At 67.1% G+C, this 25,025-nt stretch carries 27 protein-coding genes; 14 read left to right on the top strand and 13 right to left on the bottom strand.

From position 1 onward, the window contains the following. Nucleotides 1-77 precede the first annotated feature (77 nt). Entirely contained in the window at nt 78-485 is a 408-nt protein-coding gene (locus NV2_RS08060) for a Rossmann-fold NAD(P)-binding domain-containing protein (RefSeq protein WP_281198526.1), read from the top strand. Between the two features lie 179 nt (nt 486-664). On the opposite strand, the gene NV2_RS08055 is transcribed toward NV2_RS08060, so the two are convergent. The 7 genes from NV2_RS08055 to NV2_RS08025 form a co-directional block, all read right to left on the bottom strand. Continuing rightward, nucleotides 665-1,099 carry a TA system VapC family ribonuclease toxin gene (locus NV2_RS08055; RefSeq protein WP_067870896.1) on the bottom strand — a complete coding sequence of 145 codons (435 nt, stop codon included), beginning with the start codon at nt 1,097-1,099 and terminating at the stop codon, nt 665-667. Beyond that, a complete protein-coding gene (locus NV2_RS08050; protein WP_067870895.1) occupies nt 1,096-1,353 on the bottom strand; it encodes a hypothetical protein in 258 nt (85 codons plus the stop codon). The genes NV2_RS08055 and NV2_RS08050 overlap by 4 nt, the downstream gene beginning before the upstream one ends. A 109-nt stretch (nt 1,354-1,462) precedes the next feature. Continuing rightward, nucleotides 1,463-2,614 carry an acetyl-CoA C-acetyltransferase gene (locus NV2_RS08045; RefSeq protein WP_067870936.1) on the bottom strand — a complete coding sequence of 384 codons (1,152 nt, stop codon included), beginning with the start codon at nt 2,612-2,614 and terminating at the stop codon, nt 1,463-1,465. Nucleotides 2,615-2,691: 77 nt separating this feature from the next. Continuing rightward, nucleotides 2,692-3,306 carry a TetR/AcrR family transcriptional regulator gene (locus tag NV2_RS08040; RefSeq protein ID WP_067870894.1) on the bottom strand — a complete coding sequence of 205 codons (615 nt, stop codon included), beginning with the start codon at nt 3,304-3,306 and terminating at the stop codon, nt 2,692-2,694. Between the two features lie 102 nt (nt 3,307-3,408). Next, complete coding sequence (locus NV2_RS08035) at nt 3,409-4,140, bottom strand: hypothetical protein (protein ID WP_067870893.1); 732 nt, start codon at nt 4,138-4,140, stop codon at nt 3,409-3,411. A 243-nt stretch (nt 4,141-4,383) separates the two neighbouring features. Next, nucleotides 4,384-5,178 (bottom strand): SDR family oxidoreductase, encoded by a 795-nt coding sequence (locus NV2_RS08030; protein ID WP_067870892.1) that lies wholly within the window; start codon nt 5,176-5,178, stop codon nt 4,384-4,386. Between the two features lie 12 nt (nt 5,179-5,190). After that, on the bottom strand, nt 5,191-6,372 hold the full coding sequence (locus tag NV2_RS08025) for an acyl-CoA dehydrogenase family protein (RefSeq protein WP_373863539.1): 1,182 nt from the start codon (nt 6,370-6,372) through the stop codon (nt 5,191-5,193). Nucleotides 6,373-6,599: 227 nt separating this feature from the next. On the opposite strand from NV2_RS08025, the gene NV2_RS08020 reads away from it, so the two are divergent. The 7 genes from NV2_RS08020 to NV2_RS07990 all read left to right on the top strand — a co-directional run bounded on the left by NV2_RS08020 (nt 6,600) and on the right by NV2_RS07990 (nt 14,383). Continuing rightward, nucleotides 6,600-8,150 (top strand): FadD3 family acyl-CoA ligase, encoded by a 1,551-nt coding sequence (locus tag NV2_RS08020; protein WP_067870891.1) that lies wholly within the window; start codon nt 6,600-6,602, stop codon nt 8,148-8,150. Beyond that, the gene (locus tag NV2_RS08015; protein ID WP_067870890.1) at nt 8,147-9,049 is read left to right on the top strand and encodes an enoyl-CoA hydratase; all 903 of its coding nucleotides are present in this window, start codon (nt 8,147-8,149) and stop codon (nt 9,047-9,049) included. The genes NV2_RS08020 and NV2_RS08015 overlap by 4 nt, the downstream gene beginning before the upstream one ends. A 2-nt stretch (nt 9,050-9,051) precedes the next feature. Beyond that, nucleotides 9,052-10,182 carry an acyl-CoA dehydrogenase family protein gene (locus tag NV2_RS08010; RefSeq protein WP_067870889.1) on the top strand — a complete coding sequence of 377 codons (1,131 nt, stop codon included), beginning with the start codon at nt 9,052-9,054 and terminating at the stop codon, nt 10,180-10,182. A gap of 55 nt (nt 10,183-10,237) precedes the next feature. After that, the gene (locus NV2_RS08005; RefSeq protein WP_067870888.1) at nt 10,238-11,242 is read left to right on the top strand and encodes an acyl-CoA dehydrogenase family protein; all 1,005 of its coding nucleotides are present in this window, start codon (nt 10,238-10,240) and stop codon (nt 11,240-11,242) included. 31 nt (nt 11,243-11,273) lie between these two features. Further along, nucleotides 11,274-12,359, top strand: coding sequence for an acyl-CoA dehydrogenase family protein (locus tag NV2_RS08000; RefSeq protein WP_067870887.1), 1,086 nt, complete (start codon nt 11,274-11,276; stop codon nt 12,357-12,359). Nucleotides 12,360-12,665: 306 nt separating this feature from the next. Further along, a complete protein-coding gene (locus tag NV2_RS07995; RefSeq protein WP_067870886.1) occupies nt 12,666-13,130 on the top strand; it encodes a MarR family winged helix-turn-helix transcriptional regulator in 465 nt (154 codons plus the stop codon). After that, nucleotides 13,130-14,383, top strand: coding sequence for an MFS transporter (locus NV2_RS07990; protein WP_067870885.1), 1,254 nt, complete (start codon nt 13,130-13,132; stop codon nt 14,381-14,383). Before NV2_RS07995 ends, NV2_RS07990 begins: the two co-directional genes overlap by 1 nt. A 232-nt stretch (nt 14,384-14,615) precedes the next feature. Here NV2_RS07990 and hsaB read toward each other — a convergent pair whose 3' ends face one another. The 4 genes from hsaB to hsaA are packed head-to-tail and all read right to left on the bottom strand — an operon-like array spanning nt 14,616 to nt 18,207. Then, nucleotides 14,616-15,209 (bottom strand): 3-hydroxy-9,10-secoandrosta-1,3,5(10)-triene-9,17-dione monooxygenase reductase subunit, encoded by a 594-nt coding sequence (hsaB, locus tag NV2_RS07985; protein ID WP_067870884.1) that lies wholly within the window; start codon nt 15,207-15,209, stop codon nt 14,616-14,618. 35 nt (nt 15,210-15,244) lie between these two features. Beyond that, nucleotides 15,245-16,144 (bottom strand): iron-dependent extradiol dioxygenase HsaC, encoded by a 900-nt coding sequence (gene hsaC / locus NV2_RS07980; protein ID WP_067870883.1) that lies wholly within the window; start codon nt 16,142-16,144, stop codon nt 15,245-15,247. Between the two features lie 2 nt (nt 16,145-16,146). After that, nucleotides 16,147-17,034, bottom strand: a complete 888-nt coding sequence (hsaD, locus tag NV2_RS07975) for a 4,5:9,10-diseco-3-hydroxy-5,9,17-trioxoandrosta-1(10),2-diene-4-oate hydrolase (protein WP_067870882.1) — start codon at nt 17,032-17,034, stop codon at nt 16,147-16,149. 3 nt (nt 17,035-17,037) lie between these two features. Beyond that, nucleotides 17,038-18,207, bottom strand: a complete 1,170-nt coding sequence (gene hsaA / locus NV2_RS07970) for a 3-hydroxy-9,10-secoandrosta-1,3,5(10)-triene-9,17-dione monooxygenase oxygenase subunit (protein WP_067870881.1) — start codon at nt 18,205-18,207, stop codon at nt 17,038-17,040. A gap of 225 nt (nt 18,208-18,432) precedes the next feature. Between hsaA and NV2_RS07965 the strand changes: the two genes are divergently transcribed. Beyond that, entirely contained in the window at nt 18,433-19,647 is a 1,215-nt protein-coding gene (locus NV2_RS07965; RefSeq protein WP_067870934.1) for a 3-ketosteroid-9-alpha-monooxygenase, oxygenase component, read from the top strand. Beyond that, nucleotides 19,647-19,964 carry a hypothetical protein gene (locus NV2_RS07960; protein WP_067870880.1) on the top strand — a complete coding sequence of 106 codons (318 nt, stop codon included), beginning with the start codon at nt 19,647-19,649 and terminating at the stop codon, nt 19,962-19,964. Before NV2_RS07965 ends, NV2_RS07960 begins: the two co-directional genes overlap by 1 nt. Nucleotides 19,965-20,029: 65 nt before the next feature. On the opposite strand, the gene NV2_RS07955 is transcribed toward NV2_RS07960, so the two are convergent. Both NV2_RS07955 and NV2_RS07950 read right to left on the bottom strand, forming a co-directional pair. Next, complete coding sequence (locus NV2_RS07955; RefSeq protein ID WP_067870879.1) at nt 20,030-20,437, bottom strand: cupin domain-containing protein; 408 nt, start codon at nt 20,435-20,437, stop codon at nt 20,030-20,032. A 52-nt stretch (nt 20,438-20,489) separates the two neighbouring features. Beyond that, nucleotides 20,490-21,152, bottom strand: coding sequence for a TetR/AcrR family transcriptional regulator (locus tag NV2_RS07950; RefSeq protein ID WP_245662498.1), 663 nt, complete (start codon nt 21,150-21,152; stop codon nt 20,490-20,492). A gap of 200 nt (nt 21,153-21,352) precedes the next feature. Between NV2_RS07950 and zapE the strand changes: the two genes are divergently transcribed. The 4 genes from zapE to NV2_RS07930 all read left to right on the top strand — a co-directional run bounded on the left by zapE (nt 21,353) and on the right by NV2_RS07930 (nt 25,019). Beyond that, nucleotides 21,353-22,369, top strand: coding sequence for a cell division protein ZapE (gene zapE / locus NV2_RS07945; RefSeq protein WP_067870878.1), 1,017 nt, complete (start codon nt 21,353-21,355; stop codon nt 22,367-22,369). Nucleotides 22,370-22,584: 215 nt separating this feature from the next. Beyond that, nucleotides 22,585-23,529 (top strand): DUF4129 domain-containing protein, encoded by a 945-nt coding sequence (locus NV2_RS07940; RefSeq protein ID WP_245662497.1) that lies wholly within the window; start codon nt 22,585-22,587, stop codon nt 23,527-23,529. After that, the gene (locus NV2_RS07935) at nt 23,526-24,029 is read left to right on the top strand and encodes a hypothetical protein (RefSeq protein ID WP_067870877.1); all 504 of its coding nucleotides are present in this window, start codon (nt 23,526-23,528) and stop codon (nt 24,027-24,029) included. Before NV2_RS07940 ends, NV2_RS07935 begins: the two co-directional genes overlap by 4 nt. A gap of 27 nt (nt 24,030-24,056) precedes the next feature. Further along, the gene (locus NV2_RS07930) at nt 24,057-25,019 is read left to right on the top strand and encodes an AAA family ATPase (RefSeq protein ID WP_067870876.1); all 963 of its coding nucleotides are present in this window, start codon (nt 24,057-24,059) and stop codon (nt 25,017-25,019) included. The last annotated feature ends 6 nt before the right edge of the window (nt 25,020-25,025 follow it).

Genomic DNA, 25,025 nt, shown 5'->3' with positions numbered 1-25,025 from the left:
CCACCACGCCGACCGGCGCTGGTCTGAAACCGAAGCCGGTCCCTTATCCGTGACGGTTCAGATCGGCGACCGGGGCCATCGGCAGCGCCGTTGCCGATAGCTTGGCAGCGCGCCACGAGGTGGTGCGGGTGTCCCGCCGAGGGCCGGTGCGCGCCGACATGGCCGATCCCACGACTATCGATGCCCTGTTCACCGAGATCGGTACAGTCGACGCGGTGGTGTGCTGCGCTGCAAACGGAAGCATGTCTCGATTGAATACGCTGTCGGACAGCGAATTCTGGAGCGGCCTCGACGGAAAGCTCCTCGGCCAGGTGACCCTGACCCGACGCGCGATCGCTCACCTGCGTGACGGCGGCTCGGTGACGCTTACCAGCGGTCAGTTCACCGAGCCCACGTCCGGGAGTTCACTCGCTATCTGGTCAATGCGGGCCTGGAAGCATTCGTGCATGCCGCGGCGATCGAATTGCCGTGCAACATTCGCCTGAATGCCGTCAGCCCCGGCTGGGTGGCGCGACGCCACTGGAACTCGGCCCGGATCCGACGGCCGGCACTCCCGTCGCCGATGTCGCGCGAGTCTACGAAGACGTTATAGAAGGGGCGGCCCACGGCCGCACCCTCGTTGTCAGCACACCTGGCGGCGACACACTGTGCAGTCGCCCTCATCTCAGTGCGCCCCAGTACCGAGGGTGACGACCTGGACCGACGGATAACGAGCAGCGAGCTTCCGGTCCAACGTAGCCAACTCTACGGACGCAGTTTGCGCGAAAGCCGCCAGATAATCGTCGGTCCACAGCTTGTGACTGTTGTCCTCTCGGGCAGACACTGCGCGGAACACCCCTTCGAGTTCCATGGGTTCGTCGACCCAGGAGATCCGTTCGTCCTCGAGCAGCTGATCGAACACTCGCCATGCTCCGCTACGGGTCACGACATCCGAACCCATGACCGATGGGTTCGATAGAAGCCGCAGCAAGCCGGTCTGTGTTACTCGGCAGAACAATAGATTCCCGGGGTGTTCGTCGATCCAGGTCGCCGCGACCTCATGGTGCTGATGCTTGCCCCATACCGCTGCCAGCCAGACGCCGACATCGACGAGGGTCATCCTGCGTACTTTTCGATGTCCTCGGCCTCGAAGATCGCCTCGACATCAGCATTGGTGAGGTCGACCTTCGGCTGAGCGTCGGGCGCAGCGATCAGCGGCAAACTGACGCGCCCAGCCTTGCGGGGTCGCGTCCCGGCTCCGATCTCGTGGGTCAGAGCCTTGGCGAAAAGGTCTTTCAGGCTCACGCCGCGTTCAGTGGCGGCAATTTTGGCCGCACGCAGGAGCTCAGGAGGCAGTTCGACCGTGGTGCGCATAAAAACATATTAGCACTCACAGGCAGGTTGCCGGTGCTTACAAACGAAAACACCGTAGATCTCTGAGCTGCGCCAGGGACCTACGGTGTATGCAATCGACCGAGCGACCTCAGTCCATGCGCTCGATGATCGTCACGTTGGCCGTGCCGCCGCCCTCGCAGATGGTGAGTAGGCCGTAGCGTCCGTTGACCCGCTCCAGCTCGTTGAGCAGAGTGGCGAACAGTTTGGCGCCGGTAGCGCCGAGGGGGTGCCCCAGGGCGATGGCGCCGCCGTGCACGTTGACCTTCTCCGGGTTCGCGCCGGTCTCCTTCAGCCAGGCCAGCACGACCGAGGCGAAGGCCTCGTTGATTTCGATGACGTCGATGTCGTCGATGCTCAGGCCGGTCTGCTCGAGTGCCCACTTGGTGGCGGGGATGGGGGCGGTGAGCATGTAGATGGGGTCGGCGCCGCGGGCGCTGACGTGGTGGATGCGGGCGCGCGGCTTCAGGCCGTATTCGGCGACGGCCCAGTCCGAGGCCAACAGGGTGGCGCTGGCGCCGTCGGAGATCTGGCTGGCGACGGCGGCGGTGAGGCGGCTGCCGTCGGCGAGCGGCTTGAGGCCGGCCATCTTCTCCAGGCTGGTTTCGCGCGGGCCCTCGTCGGTGGTGAAATCGCCGACCGGGACGATCTCACGGTCGAAGGAGCCCTCGGCGATGGCCTTGCGGGCGCGCTCGTGGCTGCGCAGCGCCCAGCGCTCCATATCTTCGCGGCTGATGTCCCACTTCTCGGCAATCATCTGCGCGCCGTTGAACTGGGAGACTTCACCGGTGCCGTAGCGCTCGTCCCAGCCCTTCGCACCGACGAACGGCGAATCGTAGCCGTATTCCTTGCCGGCGAGCATGGCCGCCGAGATCGGGATGGCGCTCATGTTCTGCACACCACCGGCCACGATGACCTCTGCGGTGCCGCTCATGATTGCCTGGGCGCCGAAATTGACCGCCTGCTGGCTGGAACCGCACTGGCGGTCGACGGTGGTCCCGGGGACCTCTTCCGGGTAGCCGGCCGCCAGCCAGGCGGTGCGGGCGATATTGCCGGCCTGTGGGCCGATGGCGTCGACACAGCCGAAGATCACGTCGTCGACCTTGGCCGGGTCGATGTCGTTGCGCCCCAGCAGGCCCTGCAGCGCGGCCGCGCCGAGGTCGGCGGGGTGCACACCGGACAGCGAGCCGCCGCGCTTGCCGATCGGGGTGCGCACGGCATCGATGACATAGGCCTCGCGCACCGGGGCATACCGGCGGCGATCGGACGGTGCAGACATGTAACGCTCCTCTTCGGATGTGCCGCGAAGACTGGTTTCGCTCAACGGCTTTCGGGGTTGGTGAGACCATCGAGAACGATGGTCAGATATTGCTTGGCCAGGGTGTCGGCGGTGATGCGCCCACCTGGGTGGTACCAGCGCACCGCCACCCAGACGGTGTCGCGCAGGAATCGGAAGGCGAGTTCGACATCGAGTTCGGGCCGGAAGCTGCCGTCGCGCACCCCCTCGGTGAGCACATTGCGCCACAGGTCCCGGAACTCCAGGTTGTATTCGGCGATGTACTCGAAACGTGGTGTCTCGGTGAGCCGTTTGGCCTCCGCCTGATAGATCGCGACCGCGGAATGCCAGCGATCGAACGACTCACAGGAGGCGATGACCAAGGCCTCCAACGTATCCCGCGGGGACAGTCCGGACGCTACGATTTCCCGGTAGCGCCCGAACAGGTCGTCGAGGAAGCCGCGCAGAATCTCGTCCACCATCGATTCCTTCGAATCGAAGTGGTGATACAGGCTGCCGGAGAGGATTCCGGCCGCATCGGCGATGTCTCGGACCGTGGTCGCGCGCAGGCCGCGCTCGGCGAACAGGCCGGCGGCCAGAGCGAGCAACTCGTTGCGGCGTGCGGACTTGGAGGCCTCGGTTGCGGTCACCTCGCCCATAATACAACCAAGCATTTGCTTGGTCTATGGGGTGGGCTCGGTGAATTCCCCGGCGGCCTCACCGCATGGACCCGAGGCCGGGTTCACGGGCGCAGGCCGGGCTTACCGGACGGAATAGCGCAACGGCGAGGACATCGACAGATCGGTGAGCAGGCGATCGCAGATCTCGACCGGTGTGACACCGGCCCGCTGCATCCGCGCCAGCAGCGCGAGCCGCCGCTCACAGCTGTCCCATTCGACCACCAGCGGCTCCAGCCCCGGACCGGCATCGACGGTCGCCAGGACCCGGGGCGGCCCCTCCGGGCAGGCGATCTCGTCGAGTTTCAGCACCATGCCGCGCTGCCAGGCCCGATAAATGTCCTGGTCGGCGACGTTCTCGAGTTTCCCGGCCGCCGCGGCCAGCCCCTCGGCGATGCCGTCGGAGAAGGCGAGGCGATCGAATCGCATATGCCGGCAGCGACTCACCACCGCCAGCAGGTCGGCGCGCACCTCACACAGCAGTGCGGTCTGCAGGCGGCGACGTTCGCGGGCCGGGTCGCGTTCCGCACTTTCGTGGCCGAGACCGAGGCGGTGGATGCGGCGGCGATCGTGGGCCACATCCGCTTGCAGGGCGGCATGCGGGTCGCGCGCCACCGCTTGCTCGTCGACCTGATGGGCGTGCAGGATCTGCGCGGCTCGCCGCGCGGTCGTCGTGCCGGAATGGTCGAGCAGTTCGGCGCCGAGCGTCAGCGCGGCCAGCACCACGCTGTCCTGGCGGCGCCGCGCGAGCACCACCTCTCGGACCAACTCGAGCTCCAGCCCTTCATCACGTTCCTGACGACCCTGCAGACCCATTGGTCTCGGTCCCTTCGACCAGTCGAAACCGGACAATCTCAGGATCGCACACCTGGGGGTATCGGGCGCCACCCAATTTCGAAGACAGCTATCTCCCGGCCGGCGACGGACATCGTGCCGCGACGGCGCGGACCCCGGTCCTCATGGCGCGAGCAACCGGGTTCGGTTCGGCGCCGGCATCGTGCCCGCAACGACGAACGGCACGCCGGTCGGGCCGGCGTGCCGTTCGGTGCGGTACGAGAGTCAGGCGCGCTGGCTGCTGACCGAGACCACCTCGCCGGTCATGTACGAGGTGTAGTCGCTGGCGAGCATCGCGATGGTGGCCGCGACCTCCCACGGTTCGGCGGCGCGGCCGAAGGCCTCACCGGCGGACAGGTTGTCCAGCAGCTCGGTCGAGCTGACCTTGTCCAGGAACGGGTGGCGGGCGATGCTCGGCGCGACGGCATTGATCCGCACCCCGAGCTCGGCGGCCTCGACCGCGCTGCAGCGGGTCAGCGCCATCACACCGGCCTTGGCGGCCGCGTAGTGCGCCTGACCGTGCTGGGCGCGCCAGCCGAGCACGCTGGCGTTGTTGACGATCACCCCGCCGTGGCCCGCGGTGCGGAAGTAGTTCAGCGCGGCACGGGTGCAGCGGAAGGTGCCGTTGAGGGTGATGTCGAGGACGCGATCCCACTGTTCGTCGGTCATGTCGACGACCGGTGTCTCACCGCCGAGGCCGGCGTTGTTGACCATGATGTCGACGCGGCCCAGCTTCTCGGCGGCAGCGCGGATGAGCGCGTCGACCTGCTCGGTGCTGGTCACATCGCACACCACCGAGGCGACCTTGCGGTCCGGGAATTCGGCGGCCAGCTCCTCCTCGGTCTGCTTCAGGCGGCGTTCGTGCCAGTCGGAGACGACGACATCGGCGCCTTCGGACAGCAGCCGGCGCGCGGTGGCCGAACCGATGCCGGTACCGGCGGCGGCGGTGACCACGGCGATCCGGCCGGCGAGCAGGCCGTGGCCGGCAACGGGCTGGGGAGCAACGGAAAGGTCTGTCACGGGTGATCCCTTCTATCGAGCCTCACGCGGCAGACCGAGCACGCGTTCGGAGATGATGTTGCGCTGCACTTCGTTCGAGCCGCCGTAGATGGTGTCGGCCCGGGTGAACAGATACAGACGCTGCCATTCGTTCAGATCATCGGCCGGATGCGGGTCGAGTGGAGAGCCTGTCCCACCGACCGGATTCCGGGCGATCAGGCCCTGCGGGCCCAGCACGTCCATGGCCAGTTCGCCGAGGCCGCGATGCCAGTTGGCCCACAGCAGCTTCGACACCGACGCCTGCCCGGCGGCCGTGCGGGCATCGACGTTCTGATGCGCCGATTCCAGGGTGCGCAGGGCGTGCGCGCGCAGCACCCGCAGGCTCACCCACGCCTGATCGATGCGTTCGGCCAGCGCCGGGTCGTCGAGTGCGCCCTCGGCCTTCGCGACCGCCTCCAGGTTCGCCAGCTCCCGCGCGAAACGGATCTGCTGACCCACCGTGGAGATGCCGCGTTCGAAGGTCAGGGTTCCCATCGCCACGCCCCAGCCCTCGCCGGGCTTGCCGACCACCAGTCCGGCCTCGGTGCGGGCGTTGTCGAAGAACACCTCGTTGAATTCCGCGGTGCCGGTGAGCTGGATGATGGGGCGCACCTCGATACCGGGCTGATCCATCGGCACCAGCAGGTAGGACAGGCCCTTGTGCCGGGCGGAACCGGGTTCGGTGCGCGCGATCACGAAGCACCACTGCGACAGATGCGCCAGCGAGGTCCAGATCTTCTGCCCGTTGATCGACCACTCGTCACCGTCGAGACGCGCCGTGGTCGAGACGTTCGCGAGGTCCGAACCGGCCCCGGGCTCGGAATATCCCTGACACCATAGTTCGGTGACCGAGCGGATGCCGGGCAGGAAGCGCTGTTTCTGCTCCTCGGTGCCGAAGGCGAGCAGGGTCGGACCGAGTAGCTCCTCCCCCAGGTGCGAGACCCGCGCCGGGGCGTTGGCTCCCGCATACTCCTCATGGAAGATCACCTGCTGGCGCAGGGTGGCGGCCCGGCCGCCGTATTCCACCGGCCAGCCCAGGCAGGTCAGCCCGGCCGCGGCCAGGTGGCGGTCCCACTCCAGGCGCTCGTCGAAAGCTTCGTGCTCACTTCCGGGCCCGCCCAGCCCGCGCAGCTCGCGGAACTGTCCGTTCAGGTTCTCGGCCAGCCATTCCCGCACCTCGGCACGGAATTCCTGGTCAGCTGCGTCATCTACGCCGGGGGCGGAGGCACCGGTGCCGGAATCAGGGGTCTGGATCGCACTCACTCCGGTAGAGTAACCTACCAAGCACTTGCTTTGTAGAGCGGTGAGTTCAACAAAGCGAAATGACCGATGGATGAGCCGTCAACAGCCCGGAGAAGCCGGCGGATCGACCCGTCGAACAGCTCGGAGAAGACGAGGACGACGTGACAACCCCTGTGCAGACCACTCCGCTCGCCCTGCACGAAGCGGCGCGGATCTACGGCGATGCGCCCGCGCTCAGCGACGGCGATACCCAGCTGAGCTGGGCGCAACTACTGGACGAGGTCCGGCAGACCGCCGGCGCTCTGCTGGCCCGCGGCGTCGAACGCGGTGACCGGATCGCCCTGTGGGCGCCCAATACCTGGCACTGGGTCGTGGCCGCCCTGGCCTCCCATTACGTCGGTGCCGCGATCGTGCCGCTGAACACGCGGTATGTCGCCGAGGAAGCCGGAGACGTGATCGGCCGGGTCAACGCCCAGGCACTGTTCATCGCCGATCCGTTCCTGGGCCGGCAGCGGCTCGCCGAACTGCGCGCCGCGGCGCCGGAGCTGAAGATCGAGACCGTGATCGTCATCCCGGCCGAGGGCGAGAGCACCCGGTACGACGACGCCATCGACTGGTCACAGCTGTCGGAGCTCGGGGCCGGTGTCCCCGTCGAGCAGGTGATCGCGCGCGCCGAGTCGGTCCAGCCCGACGATATCGCCGACATCCTGTTCACCTCCGGCACGACCGGCCGCAGCAAGGGCACGCTGGTCGCCCACCGGCAGGCGCTCGATGTGGTGCGCGGCTGGGTCGGCTGCTCCACCCTCACCAGCTCCGACCGGTATCTGGTGATTCCGCCGTTCTTCCACAACTTCGGGTACAAGGCCGCCATTCTGGCCTGCCTGGTCACCGGCGCCACCATCGTCCCGCAGGCCACCTTCGATGTGCCGCAGGCGATGCGGATGGTGCAGGAGCAGGGCATCACCGTGCTCACCGGGCCGCCCACCATCTACCAGACCATCCTCGAGCACCCCGCGCGTGCGGACTTCGACCTGAGCAGCCTGCGGGTCGCGGTCACCGGCGCGGCGACCGTACCGGTGGTGCTGGTCGAAAGAATGCGCGACGAACTGCAATTCGAGGTCGTGGTCACCGCCTACGGACTCTCGGAATCCTCCGGCTTCGGCACCATGTGCCGGCCCGACGACGATCCGGAGACCATCGCCAACACCTCCGGTGCCGCCATCGCCGGATTCGAGATACGCATCGGTGATCACGGCGAGGTGCTGATGCGCGGACCCAACGTGATGATCGGATATCTCGACGATCCCGAGAACACGGCCAAGGCCATCGATCCCGAGGGGTGGCTGCACACCGGCGATGTCGGCGTGCTCGACGAGCGCGGCTATCTGAAGATCACCGACCGGCTCAAGGACATGTACATCTCCGGCGGCTTCAACGTGTATCCGGCCGAGATCGAGCAAACCTTCGCCCGGCTGGACGGCGTCGCCGATTCCGCGGTCATCGGGGTTCCGGACGAGCGGATGGGTGAGGTCGGCAAGGTCTACATCGTGCGCCGCACCGGCGCCGAGCTGACCGACGCCGACGTGATCGCCTACGCGAAACAGAGTTTGGCCAACTTCAAGGTGCCGCGATTCGTGGAGTTCCGGGACGAGCTGCCCTACAGCGCCGCCGGCAAGGTACTCAAGCGGCAACTACGTGAGGAGATCTCGTGACCACAGCTGCATCGGCTCCCGGGCCGGTACCGGACGAGGGCGAGGTCGTCACCTACGAGCGGCGCGGCCCGATCGCGATCGTCACGATGAACCGGCCGGACTATCGCAACGCCCAGAACTCGGTGATGACCTACGCACTCGACGCCGCCTTCGAGCGGGCCGTCGAGGATGCCGACGTCAAGGTCATCGTGTTGGCGGGCAACGGGAAACACTTCAGCGCCGGCCACGACATCGGCACCCCCGGCCGCGACCACCACGTCGAATACGACAACAAGGCCGCGCTGTGGTGGGACCACGTCGACCGCCCCGGCGGTGACCAGCGTTTCGCCCGCGAGCTCGAGGTGTACCTCGGGATGTGCCGGCGCTGGCGCGAACTTCCCAAGCCCACCATCGCCATGGTGCAGGGCGCCTGCATCGCCGGGGCGATGATGCTGGCCTGGGTGTGCGACATGATCGTCGCCTCCGAGGACGCGTTCTTCTCCGATCCCGTGGTGCGCATGGGCATTCCGGGTGTGGAGTACTTCGCGCACCCGTGGGTGCTCGGCCCGCGCCGCGCCAAGGAGGTGCTGTACACCGGTGACCGGTTCAGTGCCGAACAGGCCTACGAATGGGGCATGGTGAACCGGGTCGTGGCCCGGGACGAACTGGAGTCCCACACCATGGAACTCGCCGAGAAGATCTCGGCCATGCCGCAATTCGGCCTGGCACTGACCAAGAAGGCGGTCAACCAGTGTGAGGACCTGATGGGGTTGCGCGCCGGAATGGACTCGGTCTTCGGGTTGCATCACTTCGCCCACGCTCACAATGCCGAGGTCGGCGCGGACTCGCTCGGCGGCATGAACGCCAAGTCGATGAAGGCAACAGCGACCACCGCTACCGCACAGAAATACGGGAAATAGAGATGGACCTCGAACTCGACTCGGCCACCCAGCAATTCCAGCTCGAAGTCCGGGAGTTCCTGCGCGCCAACGTGCCCGCGGAACCGCTGCCCTCGATGGACACCAAGGAGGGCTTCGAAGCGCATCGGCAGTGGGAACACACCCTCGCCGAGGCCCGGCTGTCGGTGGTGTCGTGGCAGCGTGAGTACGGCGGCCGCGACGCCTCGCTGCTGGAATGGGTGCTCTTCGAGCAGGAGTACTACGCCGCCGGAGCGCCCGGCCGGGTGAGCCAGAACGGTATCTTCCTGCTGGCGCCCACCCTGTTCGAACACGGCACCCCGGAGCAGCTCGAGCGCATCCTGCCGAGAATGGCACGCGCCGACGACATCTGGGCGCAGGCCTGGTCCGAGCCCGAGGCCGGTAGCGACCTGGCCGGTATCCGCTCCAGCGCCAAGCGCGTCGACGGCGGTTGGATCCTCAACGGGCAGAAGACCTGGAGTTCACGCGCCTCGTTCGCGGACTGGGCCTTCGGCCTGTTCCGCAGCGATCCCGAAGCCGAGCGGCACAAGGGCCTGACCTACGTGATGTTCCCGCTGTCGGCCGACGGCGTGAGCGTGCGGCCGATCCCGCAGCTCGACGGTGAGCCGGGCTTCGCGGAGATCTTCCTCGACGACGTCTTCGTCCCCGATCGCGATGTGATCGGCGAACCGGGGTCGGGCTGGCGGGTCGCGATGAGCACCTCCAGCAACGAGCGCGGCCTGTCGCTGCGCAGTCCCGGCCGGTTCAACGCGACCGCGGAGCGGCTGCTCGAGCTGTGGCGCGGTGCCGCGGACCCGGCCGACACCGAGATCCGCAATCGCGTCGTCGACGCCTGGATCGGTGCGGAGGCCTACCGGCTCAACACCCTCGGCACCGTCACCCGGCTGGCCGAGGGCGGCAAACTCGGTGCCGAATCCTCGATCAACAAACTGTTCTGGTCCGAGCTGGATATCGCGATGCACGAGACCGCACTCGACCTGCTGGGCGCGGCAGCCGAGCAGACCAGCTCCTGGACCGACGGCTACCTGTTCTCGCTGGCCGGTCCGATCTACGCCGGTACCAACGAGATTCAGCGCAATATCGTCGCCGAGCGGCTGCTAGGGCTGCCGCGTTGACCGCCCTGCCGCGCACCACCGTCTGCCCGCGCCGTACCCCCGAATGGACCGACCGATGAGATTTGCACTGTCCCCCGAACAACGCGACTTCGCCGACAGTCTGCGCAAGATGAGTGATGCCGCGGGCACGCCCTCGGTCATCCGTGACTGGAGCGGCGGTACCAGCCGCGGCGGTAAGACACTGATCCGTCAGCTGGCCGGCGCCGGCGCCCTGGGCCTGGCCGTGTCCGAGGAATACGAGGGCATGGGCGCGGAAACCATCGACCTGGTGGTGGCATGCCAGGAATTCGGCCGCGCCGCGGTGCCCGGACCGGTGGTCGAGACGGCCGCGGTGCTTCCGGCGCTGCTGCAGGCGCTCGACGACACCGAGCCCGCCCGCCGCTGGCTGCCGGGCTTCGCCGAGGGCACCGCCCTGGGCACCGTCTCGCTGTCCCCGCAGACGCCCGTGCTGGATGCCGATTCCGCCGATGTGGCGCTGGTCGTCGACGGTGATCGGCTGTGCACGGCACGCGTCGGTGACCACATCACCTCGGTGGACGCGGCGCGCCGGCTGTACTCGGTGACCCCGGACGAGGTGGTGGCACAGGGCGATTCGGTGCGTACCGCCGCCGAAACCGCCTTCGATGCCGGTGCCCTCGCTACGGCCGCGCAGCTGCTGGGCGCGGGGAAGTCCATGCTGGACACCAGCGTCGCGTATGTGATCCAGCGGCACCAGTTCGGACAGCCGATCGGGCGCTACCAGGCCGTCAAACACCATCTGGCCGACGCGAAGATCGGCCTCGATATGGCCGAACCGCTGCTGCACCGGGCCGCGCTGAGCTTCGGCACCGCCGACCGCGCCCGCGACGTCTCGGCGGCCAAGATCGCGTGCGCGGACGCCGCGTACCGCACCGCACGCATCGCGCTGCAGGTGCACGGCGCGATCGGCTACACCGCGGAATGCGATCTGTCGCTGTGGATCACCAAGGCGACCGCGCTGCGGTCCGCCTGGGGCACCGCCGATTTCCACCGCGCGCGCGTGGCCGCGGCACTGCGCGAGCCCGCCGGAGCCGACGCGTGAACACCGCACCTGAGCAGACGGGAGTGCGCCGATGACCGATATCGCGGAACTGCAGGAACTGGCCACGACCGTGCGCGCGGTGCTCACCAAACACGGTGACCATGCCGCACTGAGCCGCGCCGTCGACAACGACGCGGGCTTCGACGAGCGACTCTGGCAGTTGCTGTGCGAACAGGTCGGCGTGGCCGCGCTGGCGATCCCGGAGGAATACGGCGGCGTCGGCGCCGACCTGGACACCGCCCTGGTGGTGCTCGAGGAACTCGGCCGCACGCTGCACAATCCGCCGATGCTCGGCTCCGCCGTCCTCGGTGTGCAGGCCGTCCTCGCGAGCGGTGATACCGCCGCCGCGCAGCGACTGCTGCCGGAGGTCGCCGAGGGCACCCGCACCCTCGCGGTGTGCTGGGCCGACGAAAACGGCTGGGCACCCTCGGGCGCGGTGGCGCGGCCGGCCGGCTTCGGCGTGCGTGCGGACGGCAACGCGCTGACCGGCACCGCGCACTATGTGCTCGACGGTGTGAACGCGGATACGTTGCTCGTGGTGACCGAGGCCGGCCTCTACGAGATCGACGCCACCACGACGGGCGTCACGCGTGCCGTCACTCGGACGATGGACCCCACCCGCCGGTTGAGCACCGTCACCTTCGACGGCGCCGCAGCCACCCTGCTGACCGCCGATTCGGCCGCGATCACCGCGCGGTTGCGTGATGTCGCCTGGGCCGCGCTGGCCGCCGAACAGGTCGGTGCCGCCGAACAGTGCCTCGACGACACCGTCGAATACAGCAAGTCTCGGGTGCAGTTCGGCCGTCCGATCGGCAGCTTCCAGGCGCTCAAGCACCGGATGGCCGATATGTACGTGCTGGTGGAGTCGTCCCGCTCGGCCGCCTATTCGGCGATCGCGAACCTGGACCGCCCGGTGACGGGTGAGACCACGCTCGATCTGGAGGCCGCGCGCATCCACTGCTCGCAGACCTTCCGCTCGGTGACGTCGGAAATGGTCCAGATGCACGGCGGCATCGCCATCACCTGGGAGCACCCCGCACACCTGTTCTTCAAGCGGGCGCACGGTGATGCCGAACTGTTCGGGATGCCCGCGCGGCCCCTGGCCCGGCCTGCCTGAGCGCAGCCCGGCCCGGGACTCTGCGCCCCGCCCGCCTGGCCCGACAACCAGACAGGCCCTGTTTCCTGGGGGAGACGGGGCCTGTCTCGTTGTCGGCGGCACGCCCGGTCGGCGGTAGGCCCGTCAGCACGGGTGAGTCGGCGCACCGGAATGTGCACAACAGTGCTGCGGAGCCTGGGCGGCGGTGCTGTGGAGCCAGGACGAACGGCTGTCCGCCGTCTCACACCTTTTTAGATAGTTAGGCTATGTACATAGATAGTTAGCCTATGTAATAATATCCGGGTGCAGTCGAAACAGCCGCTCATCATGCCCGACCCAGACACCCGGGCCGAGGCGCTCGTGGTCGACATCGCGGTCACCGCGGCGCGGCTCACTCGACTGGCCGGTGCGCTGGGAACGAGATCGCTCCCGCGTGCCATGGTGCGGGCGTTGTCCACCTTCGAAGAGCACGGACCGCTGCGAATCAGCGAGTTCGCGCAGATCGACGGCTGCTCCCAGCCCTCGGCAACGGCGCTGATCGGCCGGCTGACAACCGCCGGACTAGCCGCACGCACCAAGGACCCCGACGACTCCAGAGCCGTGGTCGTCGAGCTGACGCCGGCGGGACGTGAACAACTCTCCGCGTCCCGCCGCGCGTTCGGCACCGCACTCGCGGCCCGGTTGCCCGACTTCGGCATCGACCGGCTCAGCTATCTCGACAGCGAGCTGACCGATCTCCTCGAAGCCTTGAAGACAGCGGGTCCCCACGAAGCCTCGAAACAGGAGCGTTGATGAGCAGCACCCTCTCATCACAGGCCACCACCGAGGCGACGACCGCATCGAAGACCAAGCAGCCCAAATCGGTTTGGGCGGTAGCTTTCGCCTCGGTCATCGCCTTCATGGGTATCGGCCTGGTAGACCCGATTCTTAAACCCATCGGCGAACAGCTGCACGCCTCACCCTCCCAGGTGACGATGCTGTTCACCAGCTACATGCTGGTCACCGGCGTCGCGATGCTGATCACCGGCGTGGTGTCCAGTCGCTTCGGCGCCAAGAAGACTCTGCTCGCCGGTCTGGCGATCATCGTGGTGTTCGCGGCCCTGGCCGGCTGCTCGAGCACCGTCGGACAGATCGTGGGCTTCCGCGCCGGATGGGGCCTGGGTAACGCACTGTTCATCGCCACGGCGCTCGCCACCATCGTGGGCGCGGCCAGCGGCGGCGTCGCCCGCGCCATCATCCTGTACGAGGCGGCCCTGGGGATCGGTATCGCCACCGGGCCACTGGTCGGCGGTTTCCTCGGCAGCTTCAGCTGGCGCGCACCGTTCTTCGGCGTCGCGGTGCTGATGGCCATCGCCTTCGTCGCGATCATCGTGTTGCTACCGGAGATGCCGAAACCGCAACACCGCACCTCTATCGTCGCACCGTTCAAGGCGCTGCGGCACCGCGGACTGCTGCTGGTCAGCATCACCGCACTGCTCTACAACTTCGGCTTCTTCACCCTGCTGGCCTACACGCCGTTCCCACTGGACATGGGCACCTACGCGATCGGGTTCATCTTCTTCGGATGGGGCCTGCTACTGGCCCTGGCCTCGGTCTTCTTCGCCCCCCGCCTGCAGCGCCGGTTCGGCACCGTACCGATGATCGCCACCGCACTGGGCCTGTTCGCCGCCGACCTCGCCGTCATGGCGATCTGGACCGACCAGAAGCCCGTCCTGATCGTGTGCACCGTGCTCGCCGGATTCTTCCTGGGCGTGAACAACACCCTGATCACCGAGGCCGTGATGATCTCCGCGCCGGTGGAACGCTCCACCGCCTCGGCCGCCTACAGCTTCGTGCGCTTCGTCGGCGGTGCCATCGCACCGTGGCTGGCCGGAAAGCTCGGCGAAAGCCATGCGGCACTGCCGTTCTGGGTCGGCGCCGCGGCCACCGCGGTCGGTGTGATCGTCTTCCTGGCCGGACGTTCCGCCCTGTCCCACGTCGACGACCACGAGCCGGCCGAGCACAGCCCGGCCGAAGCCGAAGCCATCACAGTCGGCGACGACTGACCCCGGGTCCGCGCCCGCCGGCAACCCACCGGAGGGCGCACGGTCGTCCCGCCCGGCACACCCCGCCGGAACGGACGACAGCACCGTTGTGATTCCCCTTCTCTGATCACCACGGCGACAAGCCGGAACCCGGCCCGCAGACAATGCGGACCGGGTTCCGGCTTCTGTATGTCCGGGGAGCGCCAGAAACGACGAACGGCGGCAACCGAGTTGCCGCCGTCCTTGCCGTTGCCTACAACCAGGTGTCCAGAGTGGTCGTGGTGAGGAAGTCCTCGAGATCCGCGCGCCACGGCGCCGGAGTGGTCTTCTCCGGTTCGATGGCCGTGTACTGACCGCGGTAGAACAGCAGCGGCCTGCCGGAGTCGGTGGACTCCGACAGGGCCTGCACTCGGCCGATCACGATGAAGTGATCGCCGCCATCGGCGACGCTGTCCACAGTGCACTGGATCGTGGCCAGCGCGCCGTCCAGGACCGGAAGTCCCAGTTCCGACGTGCTCCAGTCGATTCCGCCGAACTTGTCGGGCTCGCGGGAACCGAACCGGGCACACACCTGCTGCTGCTCCTCGGCCAGGACGTTCACGCAGAACCGTCCGGACTGCTCGATCGCGGCCCAGGAGCGCGACCCCTTGGTGGGGCAGAACAGCACCAGCGGCGGGTCGATGGAAAGAGCGGCGAACGACTGACAGGCGAACCCGATCGGTGCCGGCCCGGCACCGTCGGTCGCGGGACCGAAGGTCGTGATCACCGTGATGCCGGTACAGAACTGCCCCAGCACATTACGGAACTGCCGGCCGTCGATCTCCGGAGTTTCGCCGGTCGTGGTCATAGTGTCGCCCTCTCTGTGCTCACCCGATCAGCCGCCTACTTGAATCCCACCGTGAAGTCGTGACCCCACAGGCTCACCGCGGTGGATTCCCGCGCGATCCAGGATTCGTCCTCGACTTCCAAACCCTCGCAGCCGAACTCGATATCGAAACCACCGGGTGTCTTCATATAGAACGACAGCATCTTGTCATTGATGTGGCGACCCAGGGTGGCCGACATCTTGACCTTCTTGCGCAGCGCGCGATCCAGGCACAGGCCGACATCGTCGGAGTTCTCCACCTCGACCATCAGATGCACGATGCCGGTCGGATTCGGCAGCGGCAGGAACGCCAGCGCGTGATGGCGCGGGTTGCAGCCGTAGAACCGCAGCCAGGCCGGATCACCGTCGGCGGGACGGCCCACGGCCTGCGGCGGCAGCTGCATCGAATCACGCAGCCGGAAGCCCAGCACATCCTGGTAGAAGGCCTGCGCCACGGCATCGTCGTCGCAGGTCAGTACCACATGTCCGAGGCCCTGCTCGGCGGTGACGAACTTGTGGCCGTACGGGCTGACGAAACGGCGGCCCAGGTACTGCGCGCCGAAGAACGCCTCGAGCGTATTGCCGGTCGGATCCTGGAAACGGATCATGCCCTCGACGCGACGTTCGGCCAGGTCCTCCTTGGTCGCCTCCTCGAAGGCGACATCGGCCTTGGCCAGCGTCTCGCGCAGCTCCTGCAGTTCGGCGCGGTTGGCGACCTCCCACCCGGAGACCAGCAGCCGGTCCTTCTCGCCCGGCACGATCACCAGACGGGCGGGGAAATCGTCCATCCGCAGGTAGAGAGCATCCGGGTTCGCACCCTTGCCCTCCATCATGCCGAGCACTTTCACGCCGTACTCACGCCAGGCGGCCACATCGGTCGCCTCGATGCGCATGTATCCGAGTGTCCGAATACCCACGTTCACTCCCCCTTAAGGCCGAGGATGAAATCGGTTGCCAGCCGGTTGAATTCGTCGAACTTCTCCAGTTGCGCCCAATGCCCGCAGCCACCGAAGACATGCAGCTGAGCGCGGGGAATGTTCTTGAGCGCGACCAGCGCGCCGTCGAGCGGATTCACCCGGTCCTCACGACCCCAGGTGAGCAACACCGGCTGGCGCAGCTTGTAGGCGTCGCGCCACAGCATGCCCTTCTCGAAGTCCGCACTCGCGAAGGACTTACCCATCGCGCGGGTCGCGGCCAGCGATTCCGGGGTGTTCGCGGAGGCGAAGCGCTCGTCCAGCAGTTCCGGCGTGATCAGCTTCTGGTCGAAGACCATGATCCGCAGGAACTTCTCCAGATTATCCCGGGTGGGCTCGGCGTTGAACTTGCCCAGCGCCTTGACGCCCTCGGTCGGATCCGGTGCGAACAGGTTGGTGCTCAACCCGCCCGGGCCCATCAGCACCAGCTTGCCGGCACGATCGGGATAGTCGAGTGCGAACCGGACCGCCGCGCCGCCGCCGAGCGAATTGCCCAGCAGGTGCACGCGATCGGTGATCTCCAGGGTGTCCAGCAGATCCTTCAGCGCCGAGGAGCTGTGCACGAAGTACTGCGGATGCTCGGTCGGCTTGTCGGACTGCCCGAAGCCGGGCTGATCGACCGCGAGGACATGGAACCGCTGCGCCAGCACCGGGATGTTCTTCGCGAAGTTGGACCAGGAGGAGGCACCCGGACCACCGCCGTGCAGCAGCACGATGGTGGGGCCGTTGCCGACCCCGGCCTCGTGATAGTGCAGTTTCAGGTCGGGTCGCACCTGCGCATAGCGGGAGGTCGACTCGTAGGTGAGCTCGTTCGCTTCGATGGTGTCGGTCATCGGCTAGACCATCGTGTCCTGGATCGGCAGACCGAAGGCATGGGTGCCGAACATCTGGTAGGCACGCTCCGGATCCTGCGAGGCGTGCACCCGGCCGGCGTGCGCGTCACGCCAGAAGCGCTGCAGCGGCGTGCCTTCCGCGAGAGCGGTGGCGCCGGATGCCTCGAAGAGACGGTCGATGGAGGCGATCACGCGGCCGGTGGCACGCACCTGGTCGCGGCGAGCGGCCACCCGCAGGTCGAAGGGAACTTCCTTACCCTCGAGGATGTAGGCGTACTCCTCGGCGATATTGCCGGACAGCTGGCGCCAGGCCGCATCGATATCGCTGGCCGCCTCGGCGATGCGGACCTTGCCGAACGGATCGTCCTTGGCCTTCTCACCCGCGAACGCCGCACGCACCCGCTTGCCCTGATGCTCGACGTGGGCCTCGTACGCGCCGTAGCCCATGCCGACGATCGGCGCGGTGATGGTCGCGGGATGCACGGTGCCCCACGGCATCTTGTACACCGGGTCGGTGTTGCGCTCCAGGCCGGGCGACTTCAGGTCACCCATGGTCTTCATGCTGAGGAAGCGGTGCCGCGGCACGTACACATCCTCGACGACGATCGTGTTGGAACCGGTGCCGCGCAGGCCGACCACGTGCCACACATCGTTGATCTTGTATTCGCTGCGCGGAATCAGGAAGGAGCCGAAGTCGACCGGCTTGCCGTTCTTGATCACCGGGCCGCCGACGAACACCCAGTCGGCGTGATCGGAGCCCGAGGACCAGGCCCACGAACCGTTGACGATGTATCCCTCACCGTCGTCGCTCACCACGCCGGCCCCCATGGGGGCATAGGACGACGAGATGCGAACCTCGGTGTCTTTACCCCACACCTCTTCCTGGGCGCGCTGGTCGAACAGCGCCAGATGCCAGTTGTGGATGCCGAGGATGCCCGCGCACCAACCGGTGGAACCGCACGCGCTGGCGATCTTGCGCACGGTGTCGTAGAAGACGACCGGGTCCGCGGCGTAGCCGCCCCACTGCTTGGGCTGCAGCAGCTTGAAGAAGCCGGTGGCCTGCAGGGCCTTGATGGTCTCGTCGGGGATGCGGCGCAGATCTTCTGCCTCCTGCGCCTGTTCGCGCAGCTTCGGCAACAGCGCTTCGACCCGTTCGGTCACTTCTTGCGTCATCTCGGGGGCTGCTCCTGCCTCGTCGTTTCAGAACGGTGCGTGTCGGTCCGACGCCGTTCGGCGAGACCGATACTTGTCTTGAGACTAGAACACGTTCTTGTTTATGTCGAGAACGCGTGTTCATTGTCCCACTCTGTAGGCGAATCGCTGGTAGCACGCAGAATAGCTGGCGCATGTGGCTGTGATTTTGTAACGTGTTCTAGTGATTCCAGAGGAGGGATGACGATGGCAGAAACCGCACAGCCCACGCAGCGGGGCGGAAAGGTCCGCGAGATCGACGTCGGCTCGGCGCCGACGCGGTATGCGCGGGGCTGGCATTGCTTGGGCCTGACCGAAACATTTCGCGATGGTAAGCCGCACGCCGTGCAGGCCTTCGGCACCAAGCTCGTGGTGTGGGCGAACAGCGACAACGAGCTGAAAGTGCTCGACGCCTACTGCCGCCACCTGGGTGGCGATCTCAGTATGGGCGAGGTCAAGGGCGATTCCATCGCGTGCCCGTTCCACGACTGGCGTTGGGGCGGCAACGGCCGCTGCACGTCGATCCCGTACGCGCGCCGCGTGCCGCCACTGGCTCGTACCCGCGCATGGACCACACTCGAACGCAACGGACAGCTGTTCGTCTGGCACGACCACGAGGGCAAGCCGCCGCCGGACGACGTCACGATCCCGTACATCGAGGGTCCGTACACCGACGCCGAGGGCAACCCGTCCGAGGAGCTGAACACCGCCTGGACGCCGTTCACTTGGAACACCATCGAGATCGAGGGTGCCAACTGCCGCGAGATCGTCGACAACGTCGTCGATATGGCGCACTTCTTCTACATCCACTTCGCCTTCCCGACGTACTTCAAGAACGTCTTCGAAGGACATGTGGCGACGCAGTTCCTCGAGACCAAGGGCCGGCCCGACGTCGGTGCGGCCGCCAAGTACGGCGGCGACAACCTGCTGAAGTCCGAGGCGTCGTACTTCGGCCCGTCGTACATGCTCAATCCACTGACCAATATCTACGGTGGCTACGAGATCAAGGTTCAGCTGGTCAACTGCCACTACCCGGTCAGCCAGGATTCGTTCGTGCTGCAGTACGGCCTGTCGGTCGAAATCCCCCAGGGACTCGACGACAAGACGGCGCTGAAGCTGGCCAATTCGATGGCCACCTTCTTCGGTGACGGCTTCCTGCAGGATGTGGAGATCTGGAAGCACAAGTCCAAGATCGACAATCCGCTGCTCTGCGAGGAGGACGGCCCGGTCTACCAGCTGCGCCGCTGGTACGAGCAGTTCTACGTGGACGTCGCCGATATCGACCCGAAGATGGTGCAGCGCTTCGAATTCGAGGTCGACACCGACAAGGCCAACGAGCACTGGGAGGCCGAGGTCGCGGAGAACCTGCGCCGGAAGGCCGAAGAAGAGGAAACCGCCGTCAAGCAGGAGGCGGGTGCCTGATGACCGGCTGGGCGAAAGCACCGGACTTCGCGGACCGTCCGGAGCAACGGGCGCAGGTGCGCGCCCAGACAGTGGTGGACAAGCAGCACTTTCTGGAGAACGGCCTGACCCCGGTCGCCTGCCGCGCCTGCGGAATCGAAGTCCTGGTGCGCAAATCCTCGCAGCATCAGCGCTCGGTGCAGTTCACCACCAGCCCGGCCGAACACTGCCCCGTCTTCGCCAAGCTGCCGGGACCGGGCAAGCCTGATCCGTGCCCGGACCTGGAGAAGTCGATCCAGTACGCGATCGACGAGGGCATCATCGAAATCGACGACTGACAAGTCGGCGCAGTCGGGCCGCATACCGTTCTGGGACACGGTATGCGGCCCGACGTGTGTCCGGATCAGTCCAGGCGGAAGTCGGCGAAATCGAATCCGGGCGAGACCACACAGCTGACCAGTACGTACTCGTCACCCGCCGGGCGTGCGGCCTGGCTGACCCCAGCCGGAACCACGGCCTGAAGTAGTTGCCCCCGTTCCACATCCGGCCCCAGGGTGACCTCGTCACCGCCGATATTCAGCAGCAGCGGGCCGCCGCGCTGCCACAGCCAGATCTCATCGGAGGCGACGGTATGCGGGGCCGAATGGTCCTGTGGCAGCAACAGATAGTGGATCGCGGTCGCGCTGGCGCGCGGGCCGGTATAACCCTCGGGTTCGAATTGCACCGGACTGCGCCAGGTTTCGCGGAACCAGCCCCCCTCGGGGTGGGGTTGCAGATCCAGCGCCCGGGCCAGGGCAGGACGGTCGCTCACGGTCGGCTCCCTCGAATTCGTGCGGGCGATCGCCGGCTCGTGCCGAGCCTGCTCACGAATCCGGAATCGCCACGCTGTAGGCCATTGCTACGTGGGTGAACAGGGTGATCCGCTGCTCGTGCGCCGCGGTGTCACCGGGGTCCAGCAGGCACTGTACCGACGTTCCGTCGTGCACCGCGACCACAGCACGACCGAGACCTTCGCGATCGGTGACCGTCCGCCCCGCCCGTTCCAGCAGCGTCTCCAGGACCGGCAACAACGCGTCCATGATCGCCCGCTCCCGGGCGACCATCACGCGGCGCAGTGACGGATTGCGCAGGGCGTGTGCGGTGAATTCGGCGGTGATACGAAACCATTTGCCGTCCAGGGGCACCGCGCTCAACACGCGCTCCACCGCGGCCCGCGGATCAGCGCCCCCGACCGGATCGCCGGCGCCGAGAACCTCGCTCAGCTCCCCCAGCATGCGCGCCGACTGTAATTCCCACATCGCCAGGAAAAGCTCTTCCAGCGAAGCGAAATTCGAGTAGAACGCGCCCCGGGTGTACCCGGCGCGTTCACAGATGTGCTCGACCGTGCAGCGGCCGAATCCTTCGTCGGCGAACGCGTCGTAGGCGGCATCCAGCAACCGCTGCCGGGTCTCGGCCCGCCGCTTGGTCAGCGGCCGGGGCACAGCCGCGACCACAGCGGGCGAGTGCTGGGCACCGGGTGGCGTCACGGCGAGTCCTCTCCCTGGGCGAACGATTCACGAGCGTATCAATCAGGCCGTGCCGGTCGGCTACGCAGCGATACCGGCGCGAGCTACCCACCCGCACTCCGGCCGTCCGCTGTGCACATCGTCACCTTCGCTGGTCCCGTTCACAATCTCGCTCTATATCTATAGAGGAGGTAAGTGAAGAGGCCGAGGAGGCGAACGTCGTGAATACGGTGACGCTGGATGCCGAACAACAACGGGCGGCCACGCGGCTGTGTGAGCTGGCCGGACAGCTCGAACGCCGGGGGCGCCTGCGTGGACGTTCCGCATTCCGCACTTCGGGGAGGTTCCTCCCCCTGCCTCGCGGGCCGCACCCGCGCGGAGCGGGCAGGGGGATCTACCTGCACGGCCGCCCCGGCCGCGGCAAGACCATGCTCATGGACGAGTTCTTCGCGAACGTCACCACCGACCGCAAGCGCCGCTACCACTTTCACGAATTCTTCGCCCGGCTGCACAACGCGATCGCAGCATTCGGCGAATTACCGGCCGCCTTGAACGCGGTCCTCGAGGACGTGGAACTGCTCTGCTTCGACGAATTCCACGTCCACGACGTCGGCGACGCCATCCTGCTGACCAGACTCCTCGAAGCCCTCTTCGCCCGCCGGATCACACTGGTGGTGACCTCCAACTATCCGCCGGAACAGTTGTTGCCGAACCCGCTGACACACGCGAAATTCGAGCCCGCGATCGCACTGCTCCGCACCCACCTGGATGTGCTTCCGGTCGACGGAGGCCAGGACTATCGTCTGCTCGGCGGTGCCCACACCGGCTTCGCCGCAGGCATTTTCGTGCACGGAGAATGTCCGATCCAGGGCCGGGTAGATCTCGCGATCGCCCACCGCGTGGTGCATGCACGTGCCGCCGGGAACGATGAGCTGACCATCGATTTCGCCGAGTTGTGCGGTAGTCCCCTGTCGGCCGCGGACTATCTCACCCTGACCCGGAGCTACCGCCGCTGGACCGTCTGCGAGGTCCCCGCATTGCATTCCGTCCCGATGGACTGGCGCACCCGCTGGACCAGTCTGATCGACGTACTCTACGACGCCGATCTGGAGCTGAACGTCTACGCCGAGGTATCCCTGCCGGACCTGATCGAGTCCAGCGCAGGCACCCGGGACCTGCAACGCACCGCCAGCCGCCTCAGCCGATTGTCGGGTGCGCGCGTCGACGAAATCCGGTGAGTACGCCGCTCATGTGAAGCGAATTCGTTTGGGTTGACCGGCGCATTGCGGTCGCCGGTGTTGTGCGCGATCACAGTTTCGTCTCCCGGATCTCCGGGGTGGGCCGGGTATCCCGGATCGGTTGCCGGCCGGTGTCACGATTTCCCCGTTGCGAGCGCCACCACCGTGCAACGATGTGCGGAGTTTGTGCAGTTCGGAATGTCTGGGAGTGGCCCGTGGCCGGGGTGAGAGCGGCGATACCACGCGCGATCGGGCTGATCGCCCTGATGGCCGGTGTCGTAATCGCGCTGCGTGGCTACATCCCGGGTACCGGCGGGGCGCACCCGGGATCACCCCCGACCGCGGTGAGCGTCGCACTCATGCCGGTGCTGTCGCTGGTATCGGTGGTGCTGTTGCTGGCCGGTGTGCTCACCAGCCAGCATCGACTGCCACTGGCGCTGCCCGACCGCGACCGGTCCCGCCGCCCGCTGCAATTGGGCCGGGCCGGAATGCTAATCGTGGCCGCGGCCGCGGTGGCGGCCATCGTCGCCGCCGTGATCTGGGTGGTGTACCTGGTCGTCGCGGGACATACCGAACCGAGTACGCCGAATTCGGCACCCTCGACTTCCGCACCGGCCACCACCCCGCCGACCGGAACCACCGCGCCGCCGCCTCCGCAATCCGGCGCCGAAATGCCCGAATTGAGCAGCACCGCAGTAATTCTGATCGGCGTTTCGGCTGCCGCCCTGCTCGCCGTGGCCGTCGTGGGACTGGCAGTGGTGACGCTGAGCGCCCGGCAGCACCGCCGCGCGCCGGTGGCCGAACTGCCCGAGCCCGCCCCCGAGACCGCGGTATCGCTGGCGAAGGTCGCCGAGATGGGCCTGGCCGCGATGATGGCATCCGGCCAGGACGCCCGCACCGCGATCATCTCCTGCTACGTCGCGATGGAACGCGGTCTGGCACAGGCCCGGGAGGTGGCACCGCTGATCTCGGACACCCCTTCCGAGGTGCTGGCCCGCGCCTTCGATCGCGGGGTGCTACGCGATGCCTCGGCCCGGGAACTGGTGACGCTGTTCGAAGAGGCCCGGTTCAGTCCGCACTCGATGCTGGAATGGCAGCGCATGCGGGCCGAACAACTGCTGCGCATCGTGCTCGCGGACCTGCAGGGGGCACAGCTGTGATCCGGACGGCGATCGTGACGGCCGCGGTGCTGATGGTGGGGGTGGTCGAGGTGATCGGTGTGACGAGCCGGCGTGAACTGCTGCCGGTGCTGGTCGGGGTGCCGGTCGCGCTGGCTCTGGCCTTACTGCTGTGGACGCTGGCCGAACGCGCCCGGGCACAGCGACGAGACGAGTTCGACGACGAGGAGATCGACAACGGGCCCGCCGAAATGCTCACCCGCTGGCATGCGCGCGCCCAGATGCTGGTCACCCGATCCGACGGCTCGCGGGCCGACTGGGATCGCTATCTGCGGCCACTGCTGGCCAAGGAGTTCGAGCTGTCCAGCGGGCACCGGATCGGGAAGAACCGCACCGCGACCGAGGCCGCCGGCCGCTTGCAGTTCGGCCCGGAACTGTGGCGCTGGGTGGATCCGGCCAATGCGGCACTGCGCGATCAGACCGGACCCGCACCGGGCCGGCCCGCGCTCGAAGAGATCCTGCGCCGCCTGCAGGACATGTGAACCGTTGGAACTAATGCGAGATCGGATATGACGACACCTCTGGATGGGACCATCAAACGCACCGACGCGGTGCTGCGGGAAATCTCGCGGGTCGTGGTGGGCAAACGCGACGAGCTACAGCTGATCATGATCGCGGTGCTGTCGGGCGGGCATGTCCTGATCGAAGATCTACCGGGACTGGGCAAGACACTCATCGCCCGATCGTTCGCCGCCGCACTGGGTCTGGACTTCACCCGGGTGCAGTTCACCCCGGATCTGCTGCCGGCGGATCTGATCGGCTCGACCATCTACGACATGAACTCGGGCCGGTTCAACTTCCGCCGCGGACCGGTGTTCGCCAATATGCTGCTGGCCGACGAAATCAACCGCACCCCGCCCAAGACGCAGGCAGCACTGCTCGAGGCGATGGCCGAGGGCCAGGTGAGCGTGGACGGTGAAACCTACCCGCTGCCACAGCCGTTCATCGTGCTCGCCACCGACAACCCGATCGAGTACGAGGGCACCTACCCGCTCCCCGAGGCCCAGCTGGACCGGTTCGCACTGCAACTGCGCCTGGGCTATCTGTCCGAACAGGACGAGACCCAGATGATCCGCCGCCGGCTCGAACGCGGCGCGGGCACCCCACAGGTCGGTCAGGTGGTGGACGCGCACGGACTGCTGGAGATGCGTCAAGCGGTCGAATTCGTCACCGTGCATCCGGATGTCGTGTCGTATGTGGTGGCGCTGGCGGCGGCCACCCGCGGTCACCCGCAGGTGGAGGTCGGCGCCAGCCCGCGTTCGGAGCTGGATCTGGTGCAGATGGCCCGGGCTCGTGCGCTGCTGCTGGGCCGCGACTACGTGATCCCCGAAGATGTGAAGGCGCTGGCGGTTTCGGCGATGGCGCACCGGATCACGCTGCGCCCGGAGATGTGGGTGCGCCGGATCCGCGGCGAGGACGTCATCGCGGAACTACTGCGCCGGCTGCCGGTTCCCCGCGCGACGGTGACCTGAGGCGCT

Source organism: Nocardia vermiculata NBRC 100427 (assembly GCF_001613265.1).
Lineage (GTDB): Bacteria > Actinomycetota > Actinomycetes > Mycobacteriales > Mycobacteriaceae > Nocardia > Nocardia vermiculata.
Note: the sequence above shows the minus strand (reverse complement) of the source record. Positions and strands in the feature narration are given on the sequence as shown.

Excerpts from the sequence above, each read along its gene's own strand:
- NV2_RS08055 (WP_067870896.1), bottom strand. The coding sequence starts at position 1,099 with ATGACCCTCGTCGATGTCGGCGTCTGGCTGGCAGCGGTATGGGGCAAG.
- NV2_RS08050 (WP_067870895.1), bottom strand. The coding sequence starts at position 1,353 with ATGCGCACCACGGTCGAACTGCCTCCTGAGCTCCTGCGTGCGGCCAAA.
- NV2_RS08040 (WP_067870894.1), bottom strand. The coding sequence starts at position 3,306 with ATGGGCGAGGTGACCGCAACCGAGGCCTCCAAGTCCGCACGCCGCAAC.
- NV2_RS08035 (WP_067870893.1), bottom strand. The coding sequence starts at position 4,140 with ATGGGTCTGCAGGGTCGTCAGGAACGTGATGAAGGGCTGGAGCTCGAG.
- NV2_RS08010 (WP_067870889.1), top strand. The coding sequence starts at position 9,052 with ATGGACCTCGAACTCGACTCGGCCACCCAGCAATTCCAGCTCGAAGTC.
- NV2_RS08005 (WP_067870888.1), top strand. The coding sequence starts at position 10,238 with ATGAGATTTGCACTGTCCCCCGAACAACGCGACTTCGCCGACAGTCTG.
- NV2_RS08000 (WP_067870887.1), top strand. The coding sequence starts at position 11,274 with ATGACCGATATCGCGGAACTGCAGGAACTGGCCACGACCGTGCGCGCG.
- NV2_RS07995 (WP_067870886.1), top strand. The coding sequence starts at position 12,666 with ATGCCCGACCCAGACACCCGGGCCGAGGCGCTCGTGGTCGACATCGCG.
- NV2_RS07990 (WP_067870885.1), top strand. The coding sequence starts at position 13,130 with ATGAGCAGCACCCTCTCATCACAGGCCACCACCGAGGCGACGACCGCA.
- hsaB (WP_067870884.1), bottom strand. The coding sequence starts at position 15,209 with ATGACCACGACCGGCGAAACTCCGGAGATCGACGGCCGGCAGTTCCGT.
- hsaD (WP_067870882.1), bottom strand. The coding sequence starts at position 17,034 with ATGACCGACACCATCGAAGCGAACGAGCTCACCTACGAGTCGACCTCC.
- hsaA (WP_067870881.1), bottom strand. The coding sequence starts at position 18,207 with ATGACGCAAGAAGTGACCGAACGGGTCGAAGCGCTGTTGCCGAAGCTG.
- NV2_RS07965 (WP_067870934.1), top strand. The coding sequence starts at position 18,433 with ATGGCAGAAACCGCACAGCCCACGCAGCGGGGCGGAAAGGTCCGCGAG.
- NV2_RS07960 (WP_067870880.1), top strand. The coding sequence starts at position 19,647 with ATGACCGGCTGGGCGAAAGCACCGGACTTCGCGGACCGTCCGGAGCAA.
- NV2_RS07930 (WP_067870876.1), top strand. The coding sequence starts at position 24,057 with ATGACGACACCTCTGGATGGGACCATCAAACGCACCGACGCGGTGCTG.